The following is a 19,757-nucleotide window of genomic DNA, read 5'->3' on the forward strand; positions in this document are numbered from 1 at the left end:
TCTACCTGTACAAAATACAGTTAGACGTGCCGCTCCGCTTGCAACGATGCCTGCAGACGGTAAAATAGACGGATTTTAAGGTGGTTTCCGTTTTTCGCTCCAGAGGAGCAAACTAGCTGCATGAAATCCAGTTAGACGTGCCGCTCCGCTTGCAACGATGCCTGCAGACGGTAAAATAGACGGATTTTCAAGGTAATTTGGACGGTTATCCCTTTGACTCAGTAAAAGCAGGATGCCCCGTCTCCATCGCCAGCTCCCATCATCTATAAAAATCTATTCAAGGTCGGAGTCCATCTCCGGATGTTACTGAGTGAATGGGGTATCAGCCGGAAGAACGGAGAAATGGTGTCACAGGCGTGGAAAACAGGGTAACTGAGCGAACGGGATAACATCCACAGGGCGGAGAAAGGAGCTATTGGCCAGGTAAACAGGGTAACTGAGCAAACGGGATAACAGCCAAAGGGCGGAGAAAGGAGCTATTGGCCAGGTAAACAGGGTAACTGAGCAAACGGGATAACAGTCCAAAGGACGGAGAAAGAAGCTATTGGCCAGGTAAACTAGTAACTGAGTGAACGGGATAACAGTCCAAAGGATAGGGAATAGAGCTACTGGGCCGTAAACGGAGTAACTGAGCGAACGGGATATCAGCCAAAGGGCGGAGAAAGGAGCTATTGGCCAGGTAAACAGGGTAACTGAGCAAACGGGATATCAGTCCAAAGGACGGAGAAAGGATCTACTGGCCCGGTAAACGGAGTAACTGAGTGAACGGGATAACAGTCCAAAGGACGGATAACAAGGGTAAGGCGCTGCGTAGTGGGTGGTCAGCACCCGGCAGTGGCCAAAACGGTTTACCTCAAGAGTTTAAGCAATATAGTAAGGGTCGCCCTAGCCTTCTGATGTTTGAGAAAGGAGTCAGTATCCCGCAACTAGGGTTAAGCCTGATCGTCTTCTGAGTAGACCATACAGTAAAACTCCGCCGGTCCGGTAGGGGTGTTTCGAGTATATCTATCTGTAATAACAAAGCCGGCTTTAGAATATACCTTAATCGCGCGCTCGTTCCATACGAGCACTTCCAGATCGATTTCCTGCGAGGGCCCCCTGGAGACTGCTTCCCGAACTATTGCTTTAACAAAAGGGACCCCGAGTCCTTGGCCGCGCAGGTCGGGCCTCATTCCCAATCCGAGGCGAATGACGCCGGTCAGGGGAAAGAACTGTGCGAATCCGCACAAAACGCCGGCTTCGTCCATGACAGCCGCATACTGCTCCTTACGAATAGAGGGGTCGGCAAATTCGTTCTGTTCCTCCAGCATTTCCGTCCACGGCTTCCAGTTATATAAATCGTAAGGCGGTTCGTAAATCCAGCTGCAGATTTCCTCGCACTGCCGCAAGCTTAGCGGGGCGATATGGAATGTTGGTATTGTCTTCATAGGGATATCCTCCAGACCGATTTGAACCCTCCCCCATAAAAAATTACTTGTGCTGCTAGGGGGTCTTCTTTCCATTTTATCATCGACAAACTATGCCAGGAAGGTAAAAACCAAGCTTCCGAGTATCTTTTTGTTCTGGAAATAGGGATGGAAAAAGATGGGGTTGTATTCTACAATAACAGCATATAGCAGTTAAGTCCTATCGTCGTTGATCGATTGAACCGAAGCAGCAGCTTATCTTATAAATAAACTTCACTGTTACATTAATACTGAAGCGGATGCAAAGCGGTGGAACGTTTTGGCATTTCGTTCTTCTATCGGAGAGCGGAGGCAGGGAATAGGCTCCTTTATTTGTCATGCCCAGCTAACAAGGAGCCTTTCATGATTAATAGATATATTTTTTCATTGTTATGGATAATGCATTTCCTTGCAATCCGAGCCAAGTGCGTTCGGTTTGCCTAAACAGGCTGCCGGCCTGGAACCTCTGCGCGAGAATGACTCCCGGGAGTCTTCCAACATTTTAACCAAATGAATGGGTGAACTTATGCGTGTATTTATCGATTTGATGTGGTTTTTTCGCATGGAAAAAGCGAGGTACTTGGGCGGTATCTTTACGTTGATTGTGGTCAGTCTGCTTATTCTGCTTCCGCCCTATATCATCGGAGTGATGGTGGACGGGATCGCGGCCGGAACGTTGACAGGGAGTGAGATGTTCGGATGGCTCGCGCTTCTGGCCGTTATTGCCGGGTTGATGTATGTGCTGCGGTATGTCTGGAGGGTTATGATCTACGGTTCTGCTGCGAGACTCAGCCAAGTGCTGCGCAATCGGCTGTATCAGCATTTTACCGGCTTGTCTCCGCGGTTTTATCAGCAGAAAAGAACCGGTGATTTGATGGCGCATGCGACCAACGATATTTTGGCGATTGAACTGACGGCCGGGGAAGGGGTGCTGACCCTGGTCGATTCGCTTGTGATGGGATTGACGGTCGTTGCAACGATGGCCATGTTTATCGATTGGAAGCTGACGATAGTAGCTTTGCTCCCTATGCCGTTCATTGCCTGGTCCACCAGTTATTACGGCAATTTGCTCCATGAACGGTTTCATGCGGCACAGGCCGCCTTCTCGACCTTGAATGACAAGGTGCAGGAGAATATCTCCGGAATTCGCGTCGTCAAGGCTTTCGGTCAGGAGGAAGAGGAGAAGAAAGGGTTTAACCGCCTCTCGGAGCAAGCGGTGGAGAAAAATGTAGCGGTCGCCAAAGTGGACGCTCTATTCGACCCGACGATTTCGCTCATTGTCGGCCTGTCGTTCTTTCTGTCCGTCGCTTATGGCGCCAAGCTGGTCGTTGGCGGCCAACTGACGCTCGGCGAGCTGACACAGTTCACCATTTATTTGGGTCACTTGATCTGGCCGATGCTGGCGATCGGATATTTATTCAATATTATGGAACGTGGGAGAGCCTCCTATGAACGGGTTCAGTCGCTGCTGAATACTAAATCCGAAGTGCAGGAGCGGGAAGGGGCATCTTCCGAATCTCCCTGCGGAGATTTGACGGTGGAGATCGACTCGTTCCGCTATCCCGGGTACTCGGAGCCGGCCCTCACCGGGATAAGCTTCCGGCTCGGGCGCGGCAAGACGCTCGGGATCGTCGGGCGCCTCGGCAGCGGCAAGTCGACGCTGCTGCGATTGCTCCTGCGGGAATTCGACCTCAACGATGGCGACATCGCCATAGGCGGGAAGTCGATCTACGACTTCCGGCTGGAGGCGCTTCGCCGTGCGATCGGTTATGTGCCGCAGGAGCACGTATTGTTCTCGGCCACGATTGCCGAGAACATCGCCTTCGGCCGGCCGGAAGCAACGGCCGAAGAGATCGAAGCGGCGGCCCGGATCGCCGCCGTGCACGATGACATCGTCCGCTTCCCCGATGGCTACGACACGGTGGTCGGGGAACGCGGCGTGACGCTGTCGGGCGGCCAGAAGCAGCGGCTGTCCATCGCCCGGGCGCTTCTGCTGCGGCCGGAGCTACTGCTGCTGGATGATGCGCTGTCCGCTGTGGATGCGCGCACCGAGAAGGCGATCATCGATTCGCTCCGCGAGGATCGCCATAACAGCACGACCCTGATCGCTGCGCATCGGCTGAGCGCCGTAGAGCGCGCGGATCTCATTCTCGTGCTGGAAGAAGGACGACTCATCGAGCAAGGAACGCATGATGAGCTGATGGCGGCTGACGGATGGTATGCACAGATGTACCGCCGCCAGCAGTTGGAATCGCTAGTGCTGCAAGGAGGTGCCGAGCATGGTCGTCCGCCGCTTGATTAAATATGCCAAGCCCCACCGCAAATCGCTTGCGGTCGCTTTTATACTGCTGCTGTTCGGAACTCTCGCCGATCTCGCCGGCCCGTATCTGGTGAAGATTTTCATAGACGACTATTTGGAGCCCAGATGGTTCCCGCTCGGGGCTTTGATCGGGCTGGCTGCCGGATACCTGCTCCTGCACTTGAGTTCCGTTATTTTGCAATATTTTCAGCTATTTTCCTTCCAAAAGATAGCGCTCAAGATCGTTCATCAATTGCGGTCGGATGTGTTTGGCAAAACCCAGCACCTGGGCTTGTCATTCTTCGACCGGACGGCGGCCGGAGGTTTGGTGTCCCGGATTACAAACGATACGGAAGCGGTCAAGGATTTGTATGTCAGCGTTCTGTCTACCTTCGTGCAGAATATTGTGTTTTTGCTAGGTATCTTTGCCGCCATGTTTGTGCTGGATGTCCGCCTGGCCACGATTTGTCTGCTTCTGCTTCCGGTGTTGCTGGTGCTGATGAATGTTTTCCGCCGGCTCAGCTCCAAGGTGTTTCGCGTCTCCAGGGAAAAGCTGGGACAATTGAATGCGATCCTTAACGAGTCCTTGCAGGGGATGAACATTATCCAGGCTTTGAGGCAGGAGAAAAGACTGCAAAACCGCTTCGCCAAAATTAACGGAGAATATTATTCGGCCTCTCTTAAAAATATTCGCCTGAACGGGCTGCTGCTGCGTCCGGCGGTCGATTTGCTCCGCATCTTTGCCCTGATGCTGGTCGTTTACTTTTTCGGCAGGGAATCGTTCCACGGAGTGATTGAAATCGGGGTTTTGTACGCTTTTATTAACTATTTGGACCGTTTTTTCGAGCCGGTCAACATGATGATGATGCGGCTTGCTCAATTGCAGCAGGCTTTGATTGCCGGTGAGCGGGTGTTCGAGCTGCTGGACTCCGAGGAGTGGTCTCCGGGAGATCGGCCGGATCATGAAAAAAGCAAGGGTACCGAAAGCGACCGGCCGGTCATTCGGGAGGGGCGGATTGAATTCGATTCCGTCACTTTCTCTTACGACGGCAAGACGGATGTACTCAAGAACATCTCGTTTACGGCGATGCCCGGTCAGACGGTCGCTTTGGTCGGCCATACGGGAAGCGGCAAAAGCTCGATTATCAATTTGCTGCTCAACTTTTATGCGATAAAGGGAGGAGAAATTCGCATTGACTCTGTCCCCTTGTCCCGGTATTCGAACGAAGAGCTGCGCCGGAAGATGGGGCTTGTGCTGCAGGACCCGTTCCTGTTCTCCGGGACGGTCCGGGAGAATATCAGTCTGCTGGATGGCGCCGTCAGTGATGAGGCCATCCGGGAGGCGGCCGAGCTCGTGCAGCTCGATTCGTTCATCCGCAGGCTTCCCAATGGCTATGAGGAGCCGGTCGTCGAGCGGGGGGCTACTTTGTCCAGCGGTCAGCGGCAGCTGCTTTCCTTCGCCCGGACGATGGCAAGGCAGCCGGCGATTCTGCTTCTGGACGAAGCGACTGCCCATGTCGATACGGAAACAGAGGAAGCGATCCAGGCGGCCCTGGCAAGAATGAGGGAAGGCCGCACGACGATCGCGGTAGCCCACCGGTTATCGACGATCCAGGATGCCGATTTGATCCTTGTTCTGCATCAAGGAGAGATTGTCGAGAGGGGTACGCATCAGGAGCTCATTCAGAAGAAAGGGCTATACTATACAATGTATCGGCTTCAGCAGGGAGCGACCGAGTCAGTGGAGGAACCTACGCTGTCCGGAAGCGGCCTGAACGACTGAAGCCGGGATGGATTGTGGCGAGGCAGGAAAGACCGTTATAATAAAAAGAAAAGGGATGTGAGCCGATGTCCAATCTGGTTTCTAAAGAATGGTTGCGCGAACACTTGCAGGATGACCATGTCGTTGTGGTAGATTGCCGGTTCGTGCTGGGCAATCCGGAGGCAGGAAGACGGGCTTATGAGGAAGGTCATATTCCAGGGGCTGTTTATTTCGATCTGGAGGAGGATTTGTCCGGTCCGATCAAGGAGCATGGGGGAAGGCATCCTCTGCCTGATCTGGGAACACTCGCCCTTAAGCTCGGCGCAGCGGGGATAGACGATACGGTCCAGGTCGTCGCTTATGATGACCAGGGCGGGGCGATGGCCTCCCGATTCTGGTGGCTGCTGAAATTTATGGGACATTCGCAGGTCCGTATTCTGGATGAAAGCTTCTCTCAATGGAAAGAAGCGGGATATCCGGTCAGCCAGGAAGCAACTGCACGGTCTGCCCGTTCTTTCGTCCCCCAAGTGCAGACTCCTATGCTTGTCAGCATGGAGGATGTGCGGGATCGTCTGGGACGGAAGGATACGGTGCTGATCGATTCCCGTGACGCACGGCGCTATCTGGGCCTGGAGGAACCATTGGACCGGGTAGCCGGACACATTCCTGGAGCACGGAATTATTTCTGGAAGGATGCTTTGGACGAAACGGGGCGCTGGAAAGCGGGAGAAGACCAGCGTGAAAGGTTCGCGGCCCTGTCTTCGGCGGAGGAAATTATCGTTTACTGCGGGTCGGGAGTGACCGCTTGTCCTAATATATTGGCGTTGACGGAAGCGGGATTTAATCAGGTGAAGCTGTATTCCGGAAGCTGGAGCGATTGGGTCAGCTATGAAGATAACCCGGTTGCGACGGGGGAAGAGGCTTAAAAAAGAGGAAACTTGAGATAAGTCTCGGGGCTGTGACAGAATACCGATAGGCGAACTGTTGCGGCTCTCTTTGGGTTCTTCTGTAAACAGCTTGCAAACAAGAGGCGTGCGACAGTGATTTATGATCATCTTTAACGGTAGATGGTCACTTGTTCAAACCGCATTGCATATGCTAAAAATATCGTTAGAAAGACCGAGTGCTGGTAACACTAGGCCTATACAACTGGCTTGGATGGGGTATCCCTTCAAGTTGCAAAGGATCAAAAACCCACCTTCGGCGGAACAACCTTGGGGTGGGTTTTTTGCATCCTTAAACTAAATCTTTCATAAGGTCCTCTAAATCGTTCAGCAAATCAGCTATCCAGGCATCTGATCCGGGGATGGTATCCGTACCGCCGTAAACCAGCCATCTCAGAGTTTTGACCAACCAGCACACACCGCCGATTTTGACCTGCCAGTTCAGCTGTTCCATGGATAACTCTGTGCCAGCTTCTTGCAAAAAGGCGGAAAGAACATCATCCTGCGAAACGCTGCTCCAAGCCTTTGTCTCATTTATCAAACAATGCAGGTCACCCAGATGTGGGCTTAAATAAGCAAGGGACCAGTCAATCGGTAGTATACCATTGCCTTGGATCATGAGATTTTTAGCATGATAATCATGATGGACGAGTGTAAGAGGAAGGGTTCGGTACAGCTTCTCCAGATGGGAGGGCAACGTTTTCCGCAGTCTTGATAGAACGCAGGATTTGGAAAGCCGGGGCGACTCCAGCAGATCGTCCAGTAGGGTTATAAAATTTGCAGCGGATACTGTATACGAGCTAATCGTTTCACTTGGGATTTGCGCCCCCAAATTAGCCGATGCCACTTTTCGCAGTCTGGCCAATTCCCTTGCCGCTTCGAGAAAATAATAGGGGAGGGGCTGCTGCTCCAAATTTTGCCGGCCAACGTCCTCCATAATCATAACGGCATCGGTTTCCAATTCGAGAAGGTTGAAAATGCAAGGCGCTTTTATTTGCATTGGAATGACCAATTGTCGATAGATAGCGGATTCTCTCGCCATTTCTTGCGCGGCCCATTTAATAATACTGGTTTGACCCGATTTCCATGTCGCCCTATACACTTCGGAAAGCGCCCATTTCCTTAATAAGGTCCATTCCGCTACTTCTTCCAAGCGTGGCATTATCCGGCGATAAGCTGAAAAGCATTCTGGAACCATCTATTTCTTCCTCCCGCTGCATAGTCATATTTATAGAGAAAATTTTTACATAATTAACCAAGAAATTATAGACTGATATTTTTCCTTTTGCTATGATGTTGTATAGGGTCTTGAAAAAAATCGGGACTCCTATTTATGTCATGAGATAGAATCAATGCTGCAAAACCCACCTTCGGTTCCAAGCCTTAGGGTGGGTTTCTAGTTTCTTCTATAAGGTTACAACTTAACGCTGAAGATTAATGTTTGGGAGAGGAGGAGAGGGCCGTGGTCGTACAGCGTGCAGTAGAAGAAGATATAACTCCTTGGTTGAATCTGGCTTCGGAGGTGGAATATCTCTTCGGTCCAATGGTGGATGATCCGAAGTTCTTGCTGGCACTGCAGAAAAATATTAGCAGGGGGAGCGCCTTCTGCATTCGTGAAAATGACGGCCTGCCGGGGTCCCGCCTTATGGGAGGACTTCTTTTCTCTTCGTCATCTGCTCCTGTCTATAAGATCGGTTGGCTGGCCGTTGCGTCCAGATCGAGGCAAAAAGGTGTTGCTACGGCATTAATCAAGCATGTTCTGTCCCTTGTGCAGCGTCCGGCGGAAGTGACGGTTACCACCTTTGGCAATGATATAGCAGACGGGCTTCCTGCCAGAAATCTTTATATCCAGCATGGATTTATTCCGGAGGAGAAGGTTTCCAACGGGCCGGAAGGCGGATCGCGTCAAAGGTTCAGGTTAGTCCTAAGATAATGCGGGACTTGCAGAGTGATCCGTTAATGACTATAATAATTAAGGTATCTAAATTATGAAGGGTGCGAATATATTCGAATGAAGAAAGTAAGTCCGGATCTTATCCGCGTAGTCAAAGATATGAACGAAGCGGATTACGCGATTAATATAATGCTGGTTCAGGCCTATGAGTCGCTGTTCAATAGCGATATTACGGCCAAGCAAACCATCCTGCTGGAGTTCGTTCACAAGCACGGGCAATTGACGGTCAGCGAACTGGCGGAACGGATGAAGGTAACCTCCAGTGCGGTCAGTCAAATCATCAGCAAGCTGGAGAGGGCGAAGTATGTGCGCCGGGAGATCAATCCGCTTAATCGCAGAGAGATTCTGGTTCGGCTGGATGAACGGGGAATCGAGCATTTTGCCAAGGAGGAACAGATGGAGCTTTCCATCATTGAGCGCTTTTATTCTCAATTGGACTATGAAGAAGTCGTCACGATGAAAAATATCGTTCTCAAGCTCAAAGCGATCGTGGAGAAGGAGCTTGACGAAGCCGGGACCCTGAGGGACAAATAATGGCCGGCTACGGGGAAAAGGTTATGCAGGGAGAAGCAAGATTCCCTGTGTCGAATTATTAAGTTTTCTTAATAATTAAGCATATATAATATAAGAAAGGAAGAGAAGCTATGAGTATGAAACGACAAAGATTGGAGCAATTATTCGGAGGTTTGGCGGAAAAAGGTGAGGTGAACGGAGTTATTCTGGCTGCCGAGCATGGAGAAATCATTTATCAAGCTGCTTTCGGACAGGCTGATCTATCCACGAGCCGCCGGTTGCAGACAAACACCGTATTCGAGCTGGCTTCACTGTCGAAGCCTTTCACAGCTTTGGGTATCGTTGTGCTTGAGGAGAAGGGCATGCTCGCCTATGACGAGCCGATTGAGCGGTGGCTGCCGGAGCTTCCTTACCAAGGGATCACCGTTCGCCATCTGCTCTGCCATACGTCCGGACTGCCGGATTATATGGACTTGTTTTTCGAGCATTGGGACCGTTCGAACATCGCGACCAATGCGGATGTCCTGAATCTGCTGGTGCGGCATCGCCCACCGGTTTATTTCGAGCCGAATGAAAGCTGGTTATACAGTAATACGGGCTATGTGCTGCTTGCTATTCTTATCGAGCGGATAACAGGGCAGCGGTTTGCCGATTTTATGAGCGAGCATGTATTCAGTCCGTTAGGCATGAAGGATACGAGAGTTTATAATCGAAGATATAGCGGCGAGGTCATTCCCGATTATGCTTTCGGCTACATTTATGATCTGCATTCCGACCGCTATGAGCTGCCGGACCTTGTGCCGGAAACGAATTACGTAGTGTTTCTGGATGGCATCCAGGGGGACGGAACCGTGAATTCAAATTTGCATGATTTGTATAAATTCGATCAGGCACTTCATGCCGGACAATTTGTGAGCCGGAAATCGCTGGAACAGATATTTGCGCCGGCGAGTTTGAATAACGGCGAGACATGCGGCTACGGGTTCGGCTGGATATTGGAAGAGAAAGAGGGGAAGGGCAGGGCGGTGAGCCATAGCGGAGGGTGGCCGGGATATGCCACCAACCTGATTCGATATATCGATGCCGATATGACGCTGATTTATTTAAGCAATATGGAGCAGGATGTGGAATTCGACCAGGCTCTTCTTATCGCTGCCGAGCAAATTTTGTTCGATCTGTCTTACGATGCTCCACAGCGTCCGGCCCAAAGGAAGCTTGCCGTCATAGACCCTGGTCTATATGAAAGCTATATCGGCACGTACCGGCTGGACGAAGGTGAAGGAGTCCATGAGGAAACCGTCGCAGTCGTTCTGACCGAAGGGGACAGACTGTACCTGCAGATCACCGGCAAAGTGCGGCTCGAGCTTTACCCGGCTACCGAAACAAGGTTCTTCGTACGCTCAGTTCCGGTAGAAGTAAAATTTAGCATACAGAACGGGATGGGTAAGGCGGAGAAGCTGGTTATTCTGCAGGAGGGAACGGAGACGTCAGCGGTTCGGGTGGATTAGTAAGCGATAAGCATTTCGTCTGTCGGATTGAGGAGGTAGGTGAAATGGGTAAAATATTGGGTGTCCTAATGGCGGGAATTTTACAAAAGCCGAACTATTCTTACCGACATAGGCGGCATATAGTTCGGCTTTATCTATTCATGTGACTTCGTTCACGGATCAAATAAACGTAAAATCGTCAAATAGGCTTGCTGACGCGTGTAGGAGCCCTTGGGATCAAATTCGTTATTACCGACACCGTTCATAATGCCCCGGGAGACCACATAAGCAACGGAATCGTAAGCCCAACCGGCGATGAGTTCGTTATCCGCGAAGCTTGCAGGAGGGGCTGCCGTATCCAAATCCAAAACGTTGGCGGTATTTCTTAGCATAACGGCTGCTTCCTCCCGAGTCAGGCTGCCTTCGGGATCGAAGCGGCCCGCTCCTTTGCCGGACACAATTCCAAGAGTATAGGCGGCGAGAACATCCTTATCCACGGTGTCGGTAAAGGGAGGTTCGGGCATTGAAACGTTTTTTTCTAATAGGAAGTGATCTATGCCGGTACCTGTCTGAGCCTCGATGAAATGGATGACTAGCGTGCTAAATTCCTGTCGCGTGATCTTGTTCCTATAGTCCTTCTGCAGCGCAGGGGGAATAAGCCCGGCCTCAATTGCTACCGATATCCCGTCCGCCGCCCAGTCATCGGGAGAGTCCGAGCCGGAAGGCAAACGGGATTCTGGGGCCGGATGGGCGATATAGCCCCATTTGTACCTTTTTTGAACAGGTGCCAACCCATCGTTGAAATCCCCAGCAAATTCATATTGAAGCGGGATCACTTCATTCCCCGTTTTATCAATAAAGCCGTACTTCATATTTTTGCTGACTCGCGCCAACCCTTCGCTAAAATCACTTGCATTATGATACTGGGGCTTGACGATTTCCTTGCCGGTTTTATCAATAAAGCCCCAGACTCCGTTCTGTTGAACTCTGGCTATTCCTTCTTTAAAGCCAAGTACCCGTTCATATTGCGGCTCTACGACTACATTGCCGGATTTATCAATGAATCCGTATTTCAAGTCGAAATTTTCTTCCTTGATGACGACTCCCATTCCTTCGTCGAAACCGATGACATAGTCGAACGACTTGCCCAAATGGACCTCCGTTCCAGTAAGATCAATGAGAAAGCTCTGCCCATTTTTCGTTACGGATGCAAGGCCATCGCTAAAGTGGCTCACCGACTCATATTGGATGGGAATGACTTCTTTGCCTGTCGTGTCAATGAACCCCATTTTTCCATTCTTCCGAACCCAGGCCCGACCTTCATAAAAAGATCCTGCCTCGTCATACTGCAGCTTGACGACTTCTTGTCCGTTCTTATCAATAAAGCCCCATTTGCCGCCTTTGCTGACCGCAGCCAGTCCTTCTTTAAAGAAATCCGCACTGTCGTCGTATTGAGGAGGAATCCTATCTTCGCCTGTATTATCGATAAATCCATACTTTCCCGCCCTTAAAATTTTTGCCATGCCCTCACTGAAATTCCATGTATAGTCATTGTAGTTTTCGGTGTACTCGTGGGGCAGAGGGAAGGCCAATTGACCGGTCGTGTCAATATACCCATGCTGACCATCCTGTTCAATCTGCGCCAGCCCCTCACTGAAGGGCCAAGCCGCATCGTATTGGGGAGGGATGACAAATACGGGGGATTGGGCGAACCCAGTATTTGCGATGCCCAGCAGGATAACCGCACAACCCATGATGCTGCACATAAGCTTAAAACAAATATGTCTGCGCATAGCGGCAAAAAACTCCTTCCAATTGGATTTGTTCAGGCAGTTCATTGCTGTTAATAGCTGGATTATTATGTTCGATACTTATCATGAAATCCCTGCCGTTATGTACGATGGGTGGGGTCACCTCGTTATTGATTATTATTTCATAATTGGATAGTATTTGTGTCAGTATAGACTTTGGTAATAGGGAAAACTTCTTTTTTTTATTTTCGCAGTATGACAATCATAAGGGTCCATGAAAGGCGGAGATCGATATGTCCGTTCAACGAAAGAGATGGCCGATCACTTGCGGGGTCGTCTGGTCTTTGCTGTTCGCCTTGATGAGCTTTTATTGGGCGAGTGGCGGCATGCTGGGGGTTAATACGCTAGGGCCGGAAATTTCGCGGCAAGCCGTCTTGCGCGACGATAGCTTCATTTTCGTCGTATGGTTGACGGGGGTGGCCAAGGTTGCCGGGGCACTTTTATTACTCGCATTGAAGATTAACTGGAGCAACGGGCTTGTCCAAGCAGCGTTTCGAATTACAGCCATGGTTGGCGGAATACTTCTTTTCCTTTATGGGCTATTTAACTTAGTAGCAGTGCTGCTCATGATGGCTCAAGTTCTGAATTTGCCGACAATCGACTCTTACTCGGCGTGGTGGCGCCTCTTCTTCTGGGAGCCGTTCTGGATGATAGGCGGGCTGTTTTATTTCGTTGCCGGCCGGACGGCAAGAGCGGGGTGAAGCATCCGGCCGAAACTGCTTATTAAGTAAGCTTCAATCGCCGGATGATTTCAGTTCCGCTCCGGTCTATCTCCACAAAACCTAGCGATTCGTACAGGCCCGAAGCGCGATCATTCCCCGGCCTGTGACCTAGAATAATATATTCGCATGCATGCTTCTCCTTCATATAGCGAATCAGCTCCGTTAAGCCTGCCCTTCCCAAACCTTTGCCCTGGAATTGGCGGTCGATTACAAAGGCCATTATCCAGTATTGCCCGTCCTCCGGATCGATAGCGTAAATCGCAAGACCGACCAGATCGGTTCCTGAATAAATGGCGAGAGGACTATATCCGCAGTAGGCGGACTCGGCCAGCCAATAGACGGCGGGGACGGGGAATAACGTCTGCTGCTCGTCCGTAACTTGAATTTGTGTGCAGTCGTACCAGTTGTCGTGATCTACAGGGCGGAGCTCCACCCCGGAATAAAATCGTTCATCATTTTTCGGTTTCATTAACCGTTGTCCTCCTTCGCTATGGCTATCCTCTGCTTTTCTTCAGAGATTCTCTTTCGTTCCCCTCCATTTATTTATATTGCCAGGGAGCCAAGATTCACAAGAGATTAAATGGAATATAACCGTTTTATCCCATTGCAGTAATAAAATAAAGCTAATAATTCCTAGTTGAAAAATTGGAATAATTGCAGTATATTCTGAGTATATAAAAAAGCATCCAACGATACCACTTTAGAAATGAATAACAAATCGGGAAAGGGTGAACGGAATGCTGGCGAAAATTGGGTTGGGCGTTCTTTGCGGACTGCTGCTCGGCTTTGTCTTACAAAGAGGACGGTTTTGCGTGGTTGGTGCGTATAGAGATATGTATTTGACTAAAGATAACCGGATGTTTATTGCCGTGCTGATTGCCATTGCGGTGCAAGCGATCGGGATCTTCGCCTTGTCAGGGCTGGGCGTGATTCAGCTCAGTAATGTATCCTTTACATGGCTTGGGGCTATTATCGGAGGACTTTTGTTCGGATTCGGCATTGTGCTCGCCGGAGGCTGCGCCACCGGTACTTGGTACCGTGCGGGAGAAGGGCTGATCGGCAGTTGGGTAGCTTTATTCACTTATATGCTTGGTACGGTAATTACTAAGGCAGGAATTTTGAAGCCCGTCAACGATCAAATTACTCAGTATAAAACAACCGAGGGGACGATTTACGGCACGTTCGGCATTTCACCCTGGGTCCTTATTGTTTTGTTTACTCTTCTTGTCGGCTTTATAGTTTGGAGACATTTAAGCAGGCCTTCCGTGAAAATCCCTTCGCTTAAGCCCAAGAAGACGGGACTAGCGCATATATTGTTTGAGAAGCGCTGGCATCCGTTCGTAACGGCGATTATTGTCGGAATCATTGCCATTTTGGCTTGGCCGATGAGTGAAGCGACGGGGCGGATGTTCGGGCTCGGCATTACGACTCCTAGCGGCAATATTTTGCGCTACTTAACGACCGGCGATTCCAAGCTGCTGGATTGGGGAGTTTTCCTGGTACTCGGCATCGGTATAGGCTCTTTCATCGCGGCCAAAGGCAGCGGAGAATTTCGTTGGCGGCTTCCCGACCGCAAGACGATTCGCAACAACTTTTTCGGCGGATTATTGATGGGGTTTGGAGCCAGCTTGGCGGGAGGCTGCACCATCGGCAACGGTTTGGTGAATACTTCCTTGTTCTCCTGGCAGGGTTGGGTGGCCACGTTATTCATTATTCTGGGAACATGGGCAGCCACCTATATCGTTATTGTGCGCGGCCAACGCAAAGCTAATTCAACCGGCAAGGGATATCAACAATCCGTCCCGGCATAACCGGATAATATAATAGGAAAGGATGATTCATAATGAGTCAGCATCATTTGCAAGTCGTAGGGATGGTATGCCCGTTTCCATTGGTGGAAGCGAAGAAAGTCATGCAGGATCTCCCCGCAGGGTCCGAGTTGGTCATCGACTTCGACTGTACGCAAGCGACTGAATCACTGCCTCGATGGGCGGCAACGGACGGTCATGAAGTGACTTCTTTCGAGCAAACGGACGATGCCCAGTGGAGAATTGTGATTCGAAAGAAGAAGTAAATAAAGAAGGCGGTTGTTTACAAATAAATACAGAAAAAAAGCTTGCCCTTGACCTTACGTCAAGGGCTATACTTTTTGGTGAAGGGAGTGGTAAAGATGACAGAACAGAAATGGTATACCATCGGCGAATTTGCGAGGCTAACCCATGTAACGGAGCGTGCCTTGCGCTTTTATGACAAAAAAACGCTGCTTAAACCGTCCGGGCGCAATGCGCAGGGCCATCGCCTGTATTCAGATAAAGACATCGTTCGTTTGCAAAAGATCGTCACCTTAAAATATCTCGATTATACCCTGGAAGAAATTGCGGAATATTTGAATAAGCCGGAGCTCGATTTGAAACGGTCTTTGGCTTTTCAGAAGCAATTGCTGCTTAAGAAGCGCGAGCATCTGGATAAGGTTATCGAAACCTTGAACAGCGTCCAGGAGATGATGGAAGAGTCGGAATATTTTCAGAGAGACGATATCCTGATGTTGATTTATGCCTTTCAAATGGAGGATAGGCATAAAGATTGGCTCAAGCAGCGTCTTTCCCATACGACGGTAGATGCGCTATTTTTTGAAGGCCGGCCGGATGAGCGGAAGGAGTTTGAGCGCAGGCTAATGGCTATTTATGCGGAGCTTAAACAATTTGGCAAGGAAGGCAAACAGCCTGACGATCCGGTCGTTCAGGACAAGGCGCAGGAATTGATAACCGTCATGTTTTCTTATATCGGAGAAGAGCCGATGGAAGAGTTTTTAACGAATATAGGCACAGAGTCGGTAGACCCGATTTTATTTCCCGATTTTACTCAAGAGGAGGACATTTTCCTTCAGCAAGTATTTGAAAATATGAATGATCCGCGAATAAGGAATATGTTCGAAGACACTGAAAGCCATACGAGGGAGGAGGGAGACAAGGAATGATGAACTCAACCGCTCATCCGAAGGACGCCGGGAAAGAGACCGTCGATATGCCTAAATGGGGAGACTTCTTATCCTTGTTGAGCAAGTACAGGCCGGCGCTCTGGATCATCATTATTACGATTCTGCTGGGCTTGGGGGAGACGATTCTGAATCTGCTCATTCCGCTGTTCACTATGGATATGGTGAATCAGTTGTCGGCGGGAAATCTGCAGGGGATGACCATCGCTTTATTGGTAGGAGTGTTTATCGCGCAGGCTGCATTATCGGGATTTTCCATCTTTTCCATGTCTTATATCGGTCAGTATGTCATTGCCAAGCTGCGAGACGACTTATGGCAGAGAGTGTTGGGTTTGCCCGTTCCCTTCTTCGACCGCAACACTTCGGGGGAGACAATGAGCCGGATGACGAACGACACCAATGTGATTAAAGATTTTATAACGGCACATGTCATTTCCTTCTTGTCCGGACTCGTCTCCATTATCGGGGCTGTCATATTGCTGCTGACGATCGATTGGAAAGTCACCGTGCTGATGCTGCTGGCGGTGCCGGCTGCACTGCTCATTCTATGGCCGATAGGAGCGAAAATGTTCGGGGTATCCCAAGGAATGCAGAACGAAACGGCGCTGTTCCAAGGGGATCTCGGCCGTGTATTGTCGGAAATCCGTCTCGTCAAATCGTCATTGGCCGAACCGCTAGAGCTGGAGCGGGGGCAGAAGCGTATAGGCCATCTGTTTCGTTATGGTTTGAAGGAAGCGAGAATCATGGCTTTGGTATCGCCCTTGATGATGAGCATCATGATGCTGCTGCTTGTTCTGTTGATCGGTTACGGAGGTGTGCGGGTAGCTGCCGGAACATTGAACGGCGGCCAACTGGTAGCCATCATTCTATACATGTTCCAGATTGTCATTCCTTTTACCCAAATGGCATCGTTCTTCACCCAATTCCAGAAAGCCATGGGCGCATCGGAACGGATTCTGGCTATTATGCGGGAGGAGCCCGAAGAGAACAACGGGGTGGAGGAGCATGATCCGCCTGCCACTCATGCAGCACCACTTCAAGTGTCGGATAGGTCGAAGCCGGTTTGGTTCGATTCGGTCAGCTTCGGTTATTCCCCGGATAGGCTCATTCTGCGCAATGTGTCCATAACCGTGGAAGCAGGGCAGACGACGGCTTTCGTAGGGCCCAGCGGAACCGGGAAGACGACCTTGTTTTCGCTGCTGGAGAGATTTTACGAGCCGTCTGGGGGAACAATTTATTATGGCACGAGGCCGCTTTCCTCCTATACCCTGAAGGATTGGCGAAACCGGCTGGCCTATGTATCACAGGAAAGTCCGATGATGGGCGGAACCATTCGTGACAATTTGACTTATGGCTTGGAGGAAGTGGACGAAGGGAAAATGAATGAGGCGATCGAACAGGCCAATCTGAAGGAGTTCATCCATTCCCTGGAGAAAGGGCTGGACACGGAGGTTGGCGAAAGAGGGGTTAAGCTGTCGGGCGGTCAACGCCAGCGCCTGGCCATTGCCCGGGCGATTCTGCGCGACCCGGAAATTTTGCTGCTGGATGAGGCTACGGCTCATCTGGACAGTGCCTCCGAACGGCTGGTTCAGGATGGGCTGCAAATACTGATGAAAGGCCGGACCACATTAGTGATCGCTCACCGTCTGTCAACCGTATACAATGCGGATAAGATCGTGGTGCTGGAACAAGGCGAGGTCACCGGACAAGGCACTCATGAAGAGCTGCTGGCGACTCATCCATTTTATCGGAAGCTGGTGCACCAGCAATGGGAACAAACCGGATAGCATCCGGTTTGTTTTTTTTAGAGCGAAATCGATTTGAAGGAGATCATCAGGCGGATTGTTCTAATTGCCATGGGATGGTATGTTAAAATCAAATAGAAAAGGGGGCGGGAAGGTGTCACTGCAAGGGGAAGAACGGAAGGCAAAGATACTCCAATTGCTGGAATCGAAGGGCAAGGTGGAAACCGGCTATTTGGCCAAGACGCTTAAAGTATCTACGGAGACCATCCGCAGGGATCTTGACGAATTGGAAGGCTCCGGCAAGCTGAAGAAGGTGTACGGCGGTGCGGTTAAGATCGCCCAGAAAGGAGAAGAGGCTCCGCATCTAATCCGGGAAGCCGTTAATGTGGAGGCCAAAAAACGAATAGGCCAAAAAGCGGCGGCAATGGTTGATCCCGGCGATGCCATCTTTCTGGACGAAGGCACGACCACTCTGAAGATGATTCCTTATCTGCAGCATATTCGCGGACTGACGGTGTTTACCAATTCCTTCCCGGCAGCCGTGAAACTGATGGAATATACGAATAAACAGTTATTTCACGGTAAAATAATTTTCATCGGGGGAGAGGTTAACTCCGGACACGCCAGAACAGCCGGCTCCCTCACCGAGCACATGCTTGACCCTTTTTATTTTACGAAGGCATTCATTTCCATAGACGGAATGGATCCTGAAGCCGGATTTACCGGTTATGACAGCAGCAAGTCGTTACTGGCTGCCAAGGTTATTCGGCGAACGAAAGAAGCGGTCGTTGTGGCAGATTTCTCTAAAGTGGGAACTCGGGCAAGCTACAGAATTGCCGGCTTGCCCGAGGTGCATACGATGATATGTGACAGCCCTCCGCCTTCGGAGTGGGAGGAGGCCATAGCAGGGGCGGGGCTCCGTTGGCTGGATGCCTCCGATTTAAAGTCAGGGAATACCGGCGATTAAATAACTCTAACCTAGTGCGGATCTTCCTGCGGAGCGGGCCCGCTATTCCGAAGGGGCAAACAGTCCGGCGGGAACCTGCCCTTCCCATTGCTTGAAGGGCGGGAACCCGAGTGCCCGGGCTGCGACAGGAGCCGTATCCAACTTATCCCCACAAAGCAATGGATATGATCCCGAATGTAATTACCGAGGCCATGGCGATCCTGCGCAGTCCCTGCTGTTCCTTCAATAGAAAGATGCCGAGCAGAGTGCCGAACACGGTACCGACCTCGCGAATGGGGGCAATGGCCGCCAGCGGCGCCAATTGCAAGGCAAACAGAAAGAGCAGATAAGAGCCCGGTGAGAGAACGGAACCCAGCACAATGGTGCGCCAATTCCGGCTCCATTCCTGGCGGATTTGCCCGGATTTCAATACATAGCGTGTACCCATCAGCACATAACCAATGTTCGAAATTTCGATTAGCGCAAGCGGAGACATCTGTGCCACGATCAGTTTGTCGGTCAGAGTGTAGCCGGTAATGCACAGTCCGACTGACAGAGCCAATCCAACGGCCACCGGGGTCAAAGCTTTGTTCTGGCTCGCCTGTCGGCCGGTCAGGCCGCTGATGGCAAATAAACCGACAATAATCAGGCCGAGACCTATCCATCCTATAATCGAGAGGGACTCGTGATAGAGAAGGGTACTCATGACCGGCACCAGCAACGCTCCCGTTCCCCTCATGATCGGATATACCTGCGACATGTCGCCATGTGAATAGGCTTTGGAAAGAAGAACAAAGTAAGCGCCTTGAAAGCCCATGGATAAGGCAATGAACAGCAGCAGCTTCCACGTAAGTTGAACATGTATAAGCTCATAAATAAAATACGGGAGGAACAGCACCGCCGCTACGATATGGATGCACCATAGGAATACCGCTTTGTCCAGGCTCTTCTTTGTGAAAAGATTCCAAACGGCATGAGCCATTCCGGAGCATAAAACTAAAAGAATGGCAAGCGAGGTCATGAACGGATCATCTCATTTCATTGGATCAAATAGGTTTCCACTTCATCATAAGGGATGATGCAACAAGAAATCAACAATAAAATGTGGTTTTCGTTGTTTTTTATTGTTTTATT

17 protein-coding genes are annotated in these 19,757 nt (G+C 50.4%); 12 read left to right on the plus strand and 5 right to left on the minus strand.

Going from position 1 to position 19,757, the window contains the following annotated elements; genetic code table 11:
• Positions 1-932 precede the first annotated feature (932 nt).
• Positions 933-1,427: a GNAT family N-acetyltransferase gene (locus FS806_RS18650; RefSeq protein ID WP_144939644.1), complete on the minus strand. Its 495-nt coding sequence runs from the start codon at positions 1,425-1,427 to the stop codon at positions 933-935.
• Between the two features lie 544 nt (positions 1,428-1,971).
• Between FS806_RS18650 and FS806_RS18655 the strand changes: the two genes are divergently transcribed.
• From FS806_RS18655 to FS806_RS18665, 3 genes are all read left to right on the plus strand, one after another.
• Positions 1,972-3,747: an ABC transporter transmembrane domain-containing protein gene (locus FS806_RS18655; protein WP_144939646.1), complete on the plus strand. Its 1,776-nt coding sequence runs from the start codon at positions 1,972-1,974 to the stop codon at positions 3,745-3,747.
• The gene (locus FS806_RS18660) at positions 3,725-5,527 is read left to right on the plus strand and encodes an ABC transporter ATP-binding protein (protein ID WP_144939648.1); all 1,803 of its coding nucleotides are present in this window, start codon (positions 3,725-3,727) and stop codon (positions 5,525-5,527) included. The genes FS806_RS18655 and FS806_RS18660 overlap by 23 nt, the downstream gene beginning before the upstream one ends.
• A gap of 65 nt (positions 5,528-5,592) precedes the next feature.
• Entirely contained in the window at positions 5,593-6,432 is an 840-nt protein-coding gene (locus FS806_RS18665) for a sulfurtransferase (RefSeq protein ID WP_144939650.1), read from the plus strand.
• Between the two features lie 310 nt (positions 6,433-6,742).
• On the opposite strand, the gene FS806_RS18670 is transcribed toward FS806_RS18665, so the two are convergent.
• Positions 6,743-7,648, minus strand: a complete 906-nt coding sequence (locus tag FS806_RS18670) for a phosphotransferase (protein ID WP_144939652.1) — start codon at positions 7,646-7,648, stop codon at positions 6,743-6,745.
• Positions 7,649-7,912: 264 nt separating this feature from the next.
• Here FS806_RS18670 and FS806_RS18675 point away from each other — a divergent pair, with 264 nt between their 5' ends.
• From FS806_RS18675 to FS806_RS18685, 3 genes are all read left to right on the plus strand, one after another.
• Entirely contained in the window at positions 7,913-8,383 is a 471-nt protein-coding gene (locus FS806_RS18675) for a GNAT family N-acetyltransferase (RefSeq protein ID WP_144939654.1), read from the plus strand.
• Between the two features lie 78 nt (positions 8,384-8,461).
• Positions 8,462-8,938, plus strand: coding sequence for a MarR family winged helix-turn-helix transcriptional regulator (locus FS806_RS18680; protein ID WP_144939656.1), 477 nt, complete (start codon positions 8,462-8,464; stop codon positions 8,936-8,938).
• Between the two features lie 110 nt (positions 8,939-9,048).
• Entirely contained in the window at positions 9,049-10,425 is a 1,377-nt protein-coding gene (locus tag FS806_RS18685; protein WP_144939658.1) for a serine hydrolase, read from the plus strand.
• A 152-nt stretch (positions 10,426-10,577) separates the two neighbouring features.
• Here FS806_RS18685 and FS806_RS18690 read toward each other — a convergent pair whose 3' ends face one another.
• Positions 10,578-12,197, minus strand: a complete 1,620-nt coding sequence (locus FS806_RS18690) for a WG repeat-containing protein (protein WP_186328429.1) — start codon at positions 12,195-12,197, stop codon at positions 10,578-10,580.
• 251 nt (positions 12,198-12,448) lie between these two features.
• Here FS806_RS18690 and FS806_RS18695 point away from each other — a divergent pair, with 251 nt between their 5' ends.
• Positions 12,449-12,916 carry a DUF3995 domain-containing protein gene (locus FS806_RS18695; protein WP_144939662.1) on the plus strand — a complete coding sequence of 156 codons (468 nt, stop codon included), beginning with the start codon at positions 12,449-12,451 and terminating at the stop codon, positions 12,914-12,916.
• A 22-nt stretch (positions 12,917-12,938) separates the two neighbouring features.
• Here FS806_RS18695 and FS806_RS18700 read toward each other — a convergent pair whose 3' ends face one another.
• Positions 12,939-13,406 (minus strand): GNAT family N-acetyltransferase, encoded by a 468-nt coding sequence (locus tag FS806_RS18700; RefSeq protein ID WP_144939664.1) that lies wholly within the window; start codon positions 13,404-13,406, stop codon positions 12,939-12,941.
• Between the two features lie 268 nt (positions 13,407-13,674).
• Between FS806_RS18700 and FS806_RS18705 the strand changes: the two genes are divergently transcribed.
• From FS806_RS18705 to FS806_RS18725, 5 genes are all read left to right on the plus strand, one after another.
• A complete protein-coding gene (locus FS806_RS18705) occupies positions 13,675-14,748 on the plus strand; it encodes a YeeE/YedE family protein (RefSeq protein WP_144939666.1) in 1,074 nt (357 codons plus the stop codon).
• A 32-nt stretch (positions 14,749-14,780) separates the two neighbouring features.
• Complete coding sequence (locus FS806_RS18710; protein WP_144939668.1) at positions 14,781-15,011, plus strand: sulfurtransferase TusA family protein; 231 nt, start codon at positions 14,781-14,783, stop codon at positions 15,009-15,011.
• Between the two features lie 96 nt (positions 15,012-15,107).
• Positions 15,108-15,914: a MerR family transcriptional regulator gene (locus FS806_RS18715; RefSeq protein ID WP_144939670.1), complete on the plus strand. Its 807-nt coding sequence runs from the start codon at positions 15,108-15,110 to the stop codon at positions 15,912-15,914.
• A complete protein-coding gene (locus FS806_RS18720; RefSeq protein WP_260982162.1) occupies positions 15,911-17,719 on the plus strand; it encodes an ABC transporter ATP-binding protein in 1,809 nt (602 codons plus the stop codon). The genes FS806_RS18715 and FS806_RS18720 overlap by 4 nt, the downstream gene beginning before the upstream one ends.
• A 112-nt stretch (positions 17,720-17,831) precedes the next feature.
• Entirely contained in the window at positions 17,832-18,644 is an 813-nt protein-coding gene (locus FS806_RS18725) for a DeoR/GlpR family DNA-binding transcription regulator (RefSeq protein ID WP_186328430.1), read from the plus strand.
• Positions 18,645-18,786: 142 nt separating this feature from the next.
• On the opposite strand, the gene FS806_RS18730 is transcribed toward FS806_RS18725, so the two are convergent.
• Positions 18,787-19,644 (minus strand): SMR family transporter, encoded by an 858-nt coding sequence (locus FS806_RS18730; protein WP_144939674.1) that lies wholly within the window; start codon positions 19,642-19,644, stop codon positions 18,787-18,789.
• Positions 19,645-19,757 lie beyond the last annotated feature (113 nt).

This window comes from Paenibacillus sp. 32O-W, from assembly GCF_007679495.1.
GTDB lineage: Bacteria > Bacillota > Bacilli > Paenibacillales > NBRC-103111 > Paenibacillus_L > Paenibacillus_L residui.

Bases quoted from the DNA above. Each gene is read 5' to 3' on its own strand.
- FS806_RS18650 (WP_144939644.1), bottom strand. From the start codon at position 1,427: ATGAAGACAATACCAACATTCCATATCGCCCCGCTAAGCTTGCGGCAG.
- FS806_RS18655 (WP_144939646.1), top strand. From the start codon at position 1,972: ATGCGTGTATTTATCGATTTGATGTGGTTTTTTCGCATGGAAAAAGCG.
- FS806_RS18660 (WP_144939648.1), top strand. From the start codon at position 3,725: ATGGTCGTCCGCCGCTTGATTAAATATGCCAAGCCCCACCGCAAATCG.
- FS806_RS18665 (WP_144939650.1), top strand. From the start codon at position 5,593: ATGTCCAATCTGGTTTCTAAAGAATGGTTGCGCGAACACTTGCAGGAT.
- FS806_RS18670 (WP_144939652.1), bottom strand. From the start codon at position 7,648: ATGGTTCCAGAATGCTTTTCAGCTTATCGCCGGATAATGCCACGCTTG.
- FS806_RS18680 (WP_144939656.1), top strand. From the start codon at position 8,462: ATGAAGAAAGTAAGTCCGGATCTTATCCGCGTAGTCAAAGATATGAAC.
- FS806_RS18685 (WP_144939658.1), top strand. From the start codon at position 9,049: ATGAGTATGAAACGACAAAGATTGGAGCAATTATTCGGAGGTTTGGCG.
- FS806_RS18690 (WP_186328429.1), bottom strand. From the start codon at position 12,197: ATGCGCAGACATATTTGTTTTAAGCTTATGTGCAGCATCATGGGTTGT.
- FS806_RS18695 (WP_144939662.1), top strand. From the start codon at position 12,449: ATGTCCGTTCAACGAAAGAGATGGCCGATCACTTGCGGGGTCGTCTGG.
- FS806_RS18700 (WP_144939664.1), bottom strand. From the start codon at position 13,406: ATGAAACCGAAAAATGATGAACGATTTTATTCCGGGGTGGAGCTCCGC.
- FS806_RS18705 (WP_144939666.1), top strand. From the start codon at position 13,675: ATGCTGGCGAAAATTGGGTTGGGCGTTCTTTGCGGACTGCTGCTCGGC.
- FS806_RS18710 (WP_144939668.1), top strand. From the start codon at position 14,781: ATGAGTCAGCATCATTTGCAAGTCGTAGGGATGGTATGCCCGTTTCCA.
- FS806_RS18715 (WP_144939670.1), top strand. From the start codon at position 15,108: ATGACAGAACAGAAATGGTATACCATCGGCGAATTTGCGAGGCTAACC.
- FS806_RS18720 (WP_260982162.1), top strand. From the start codon at position 15,911: ATGATGAACTCAACCGCTCATCCGAAGGACGCCGGGAAAGAGACCGTC.
- FS806_RS18730 (WP_144939674.1), bottom strand. From the start codon at position 19,644: ATGACCTCGCTTGCCATTCTTTTAGTTTTATGCTCCGGAATGGCTCAT.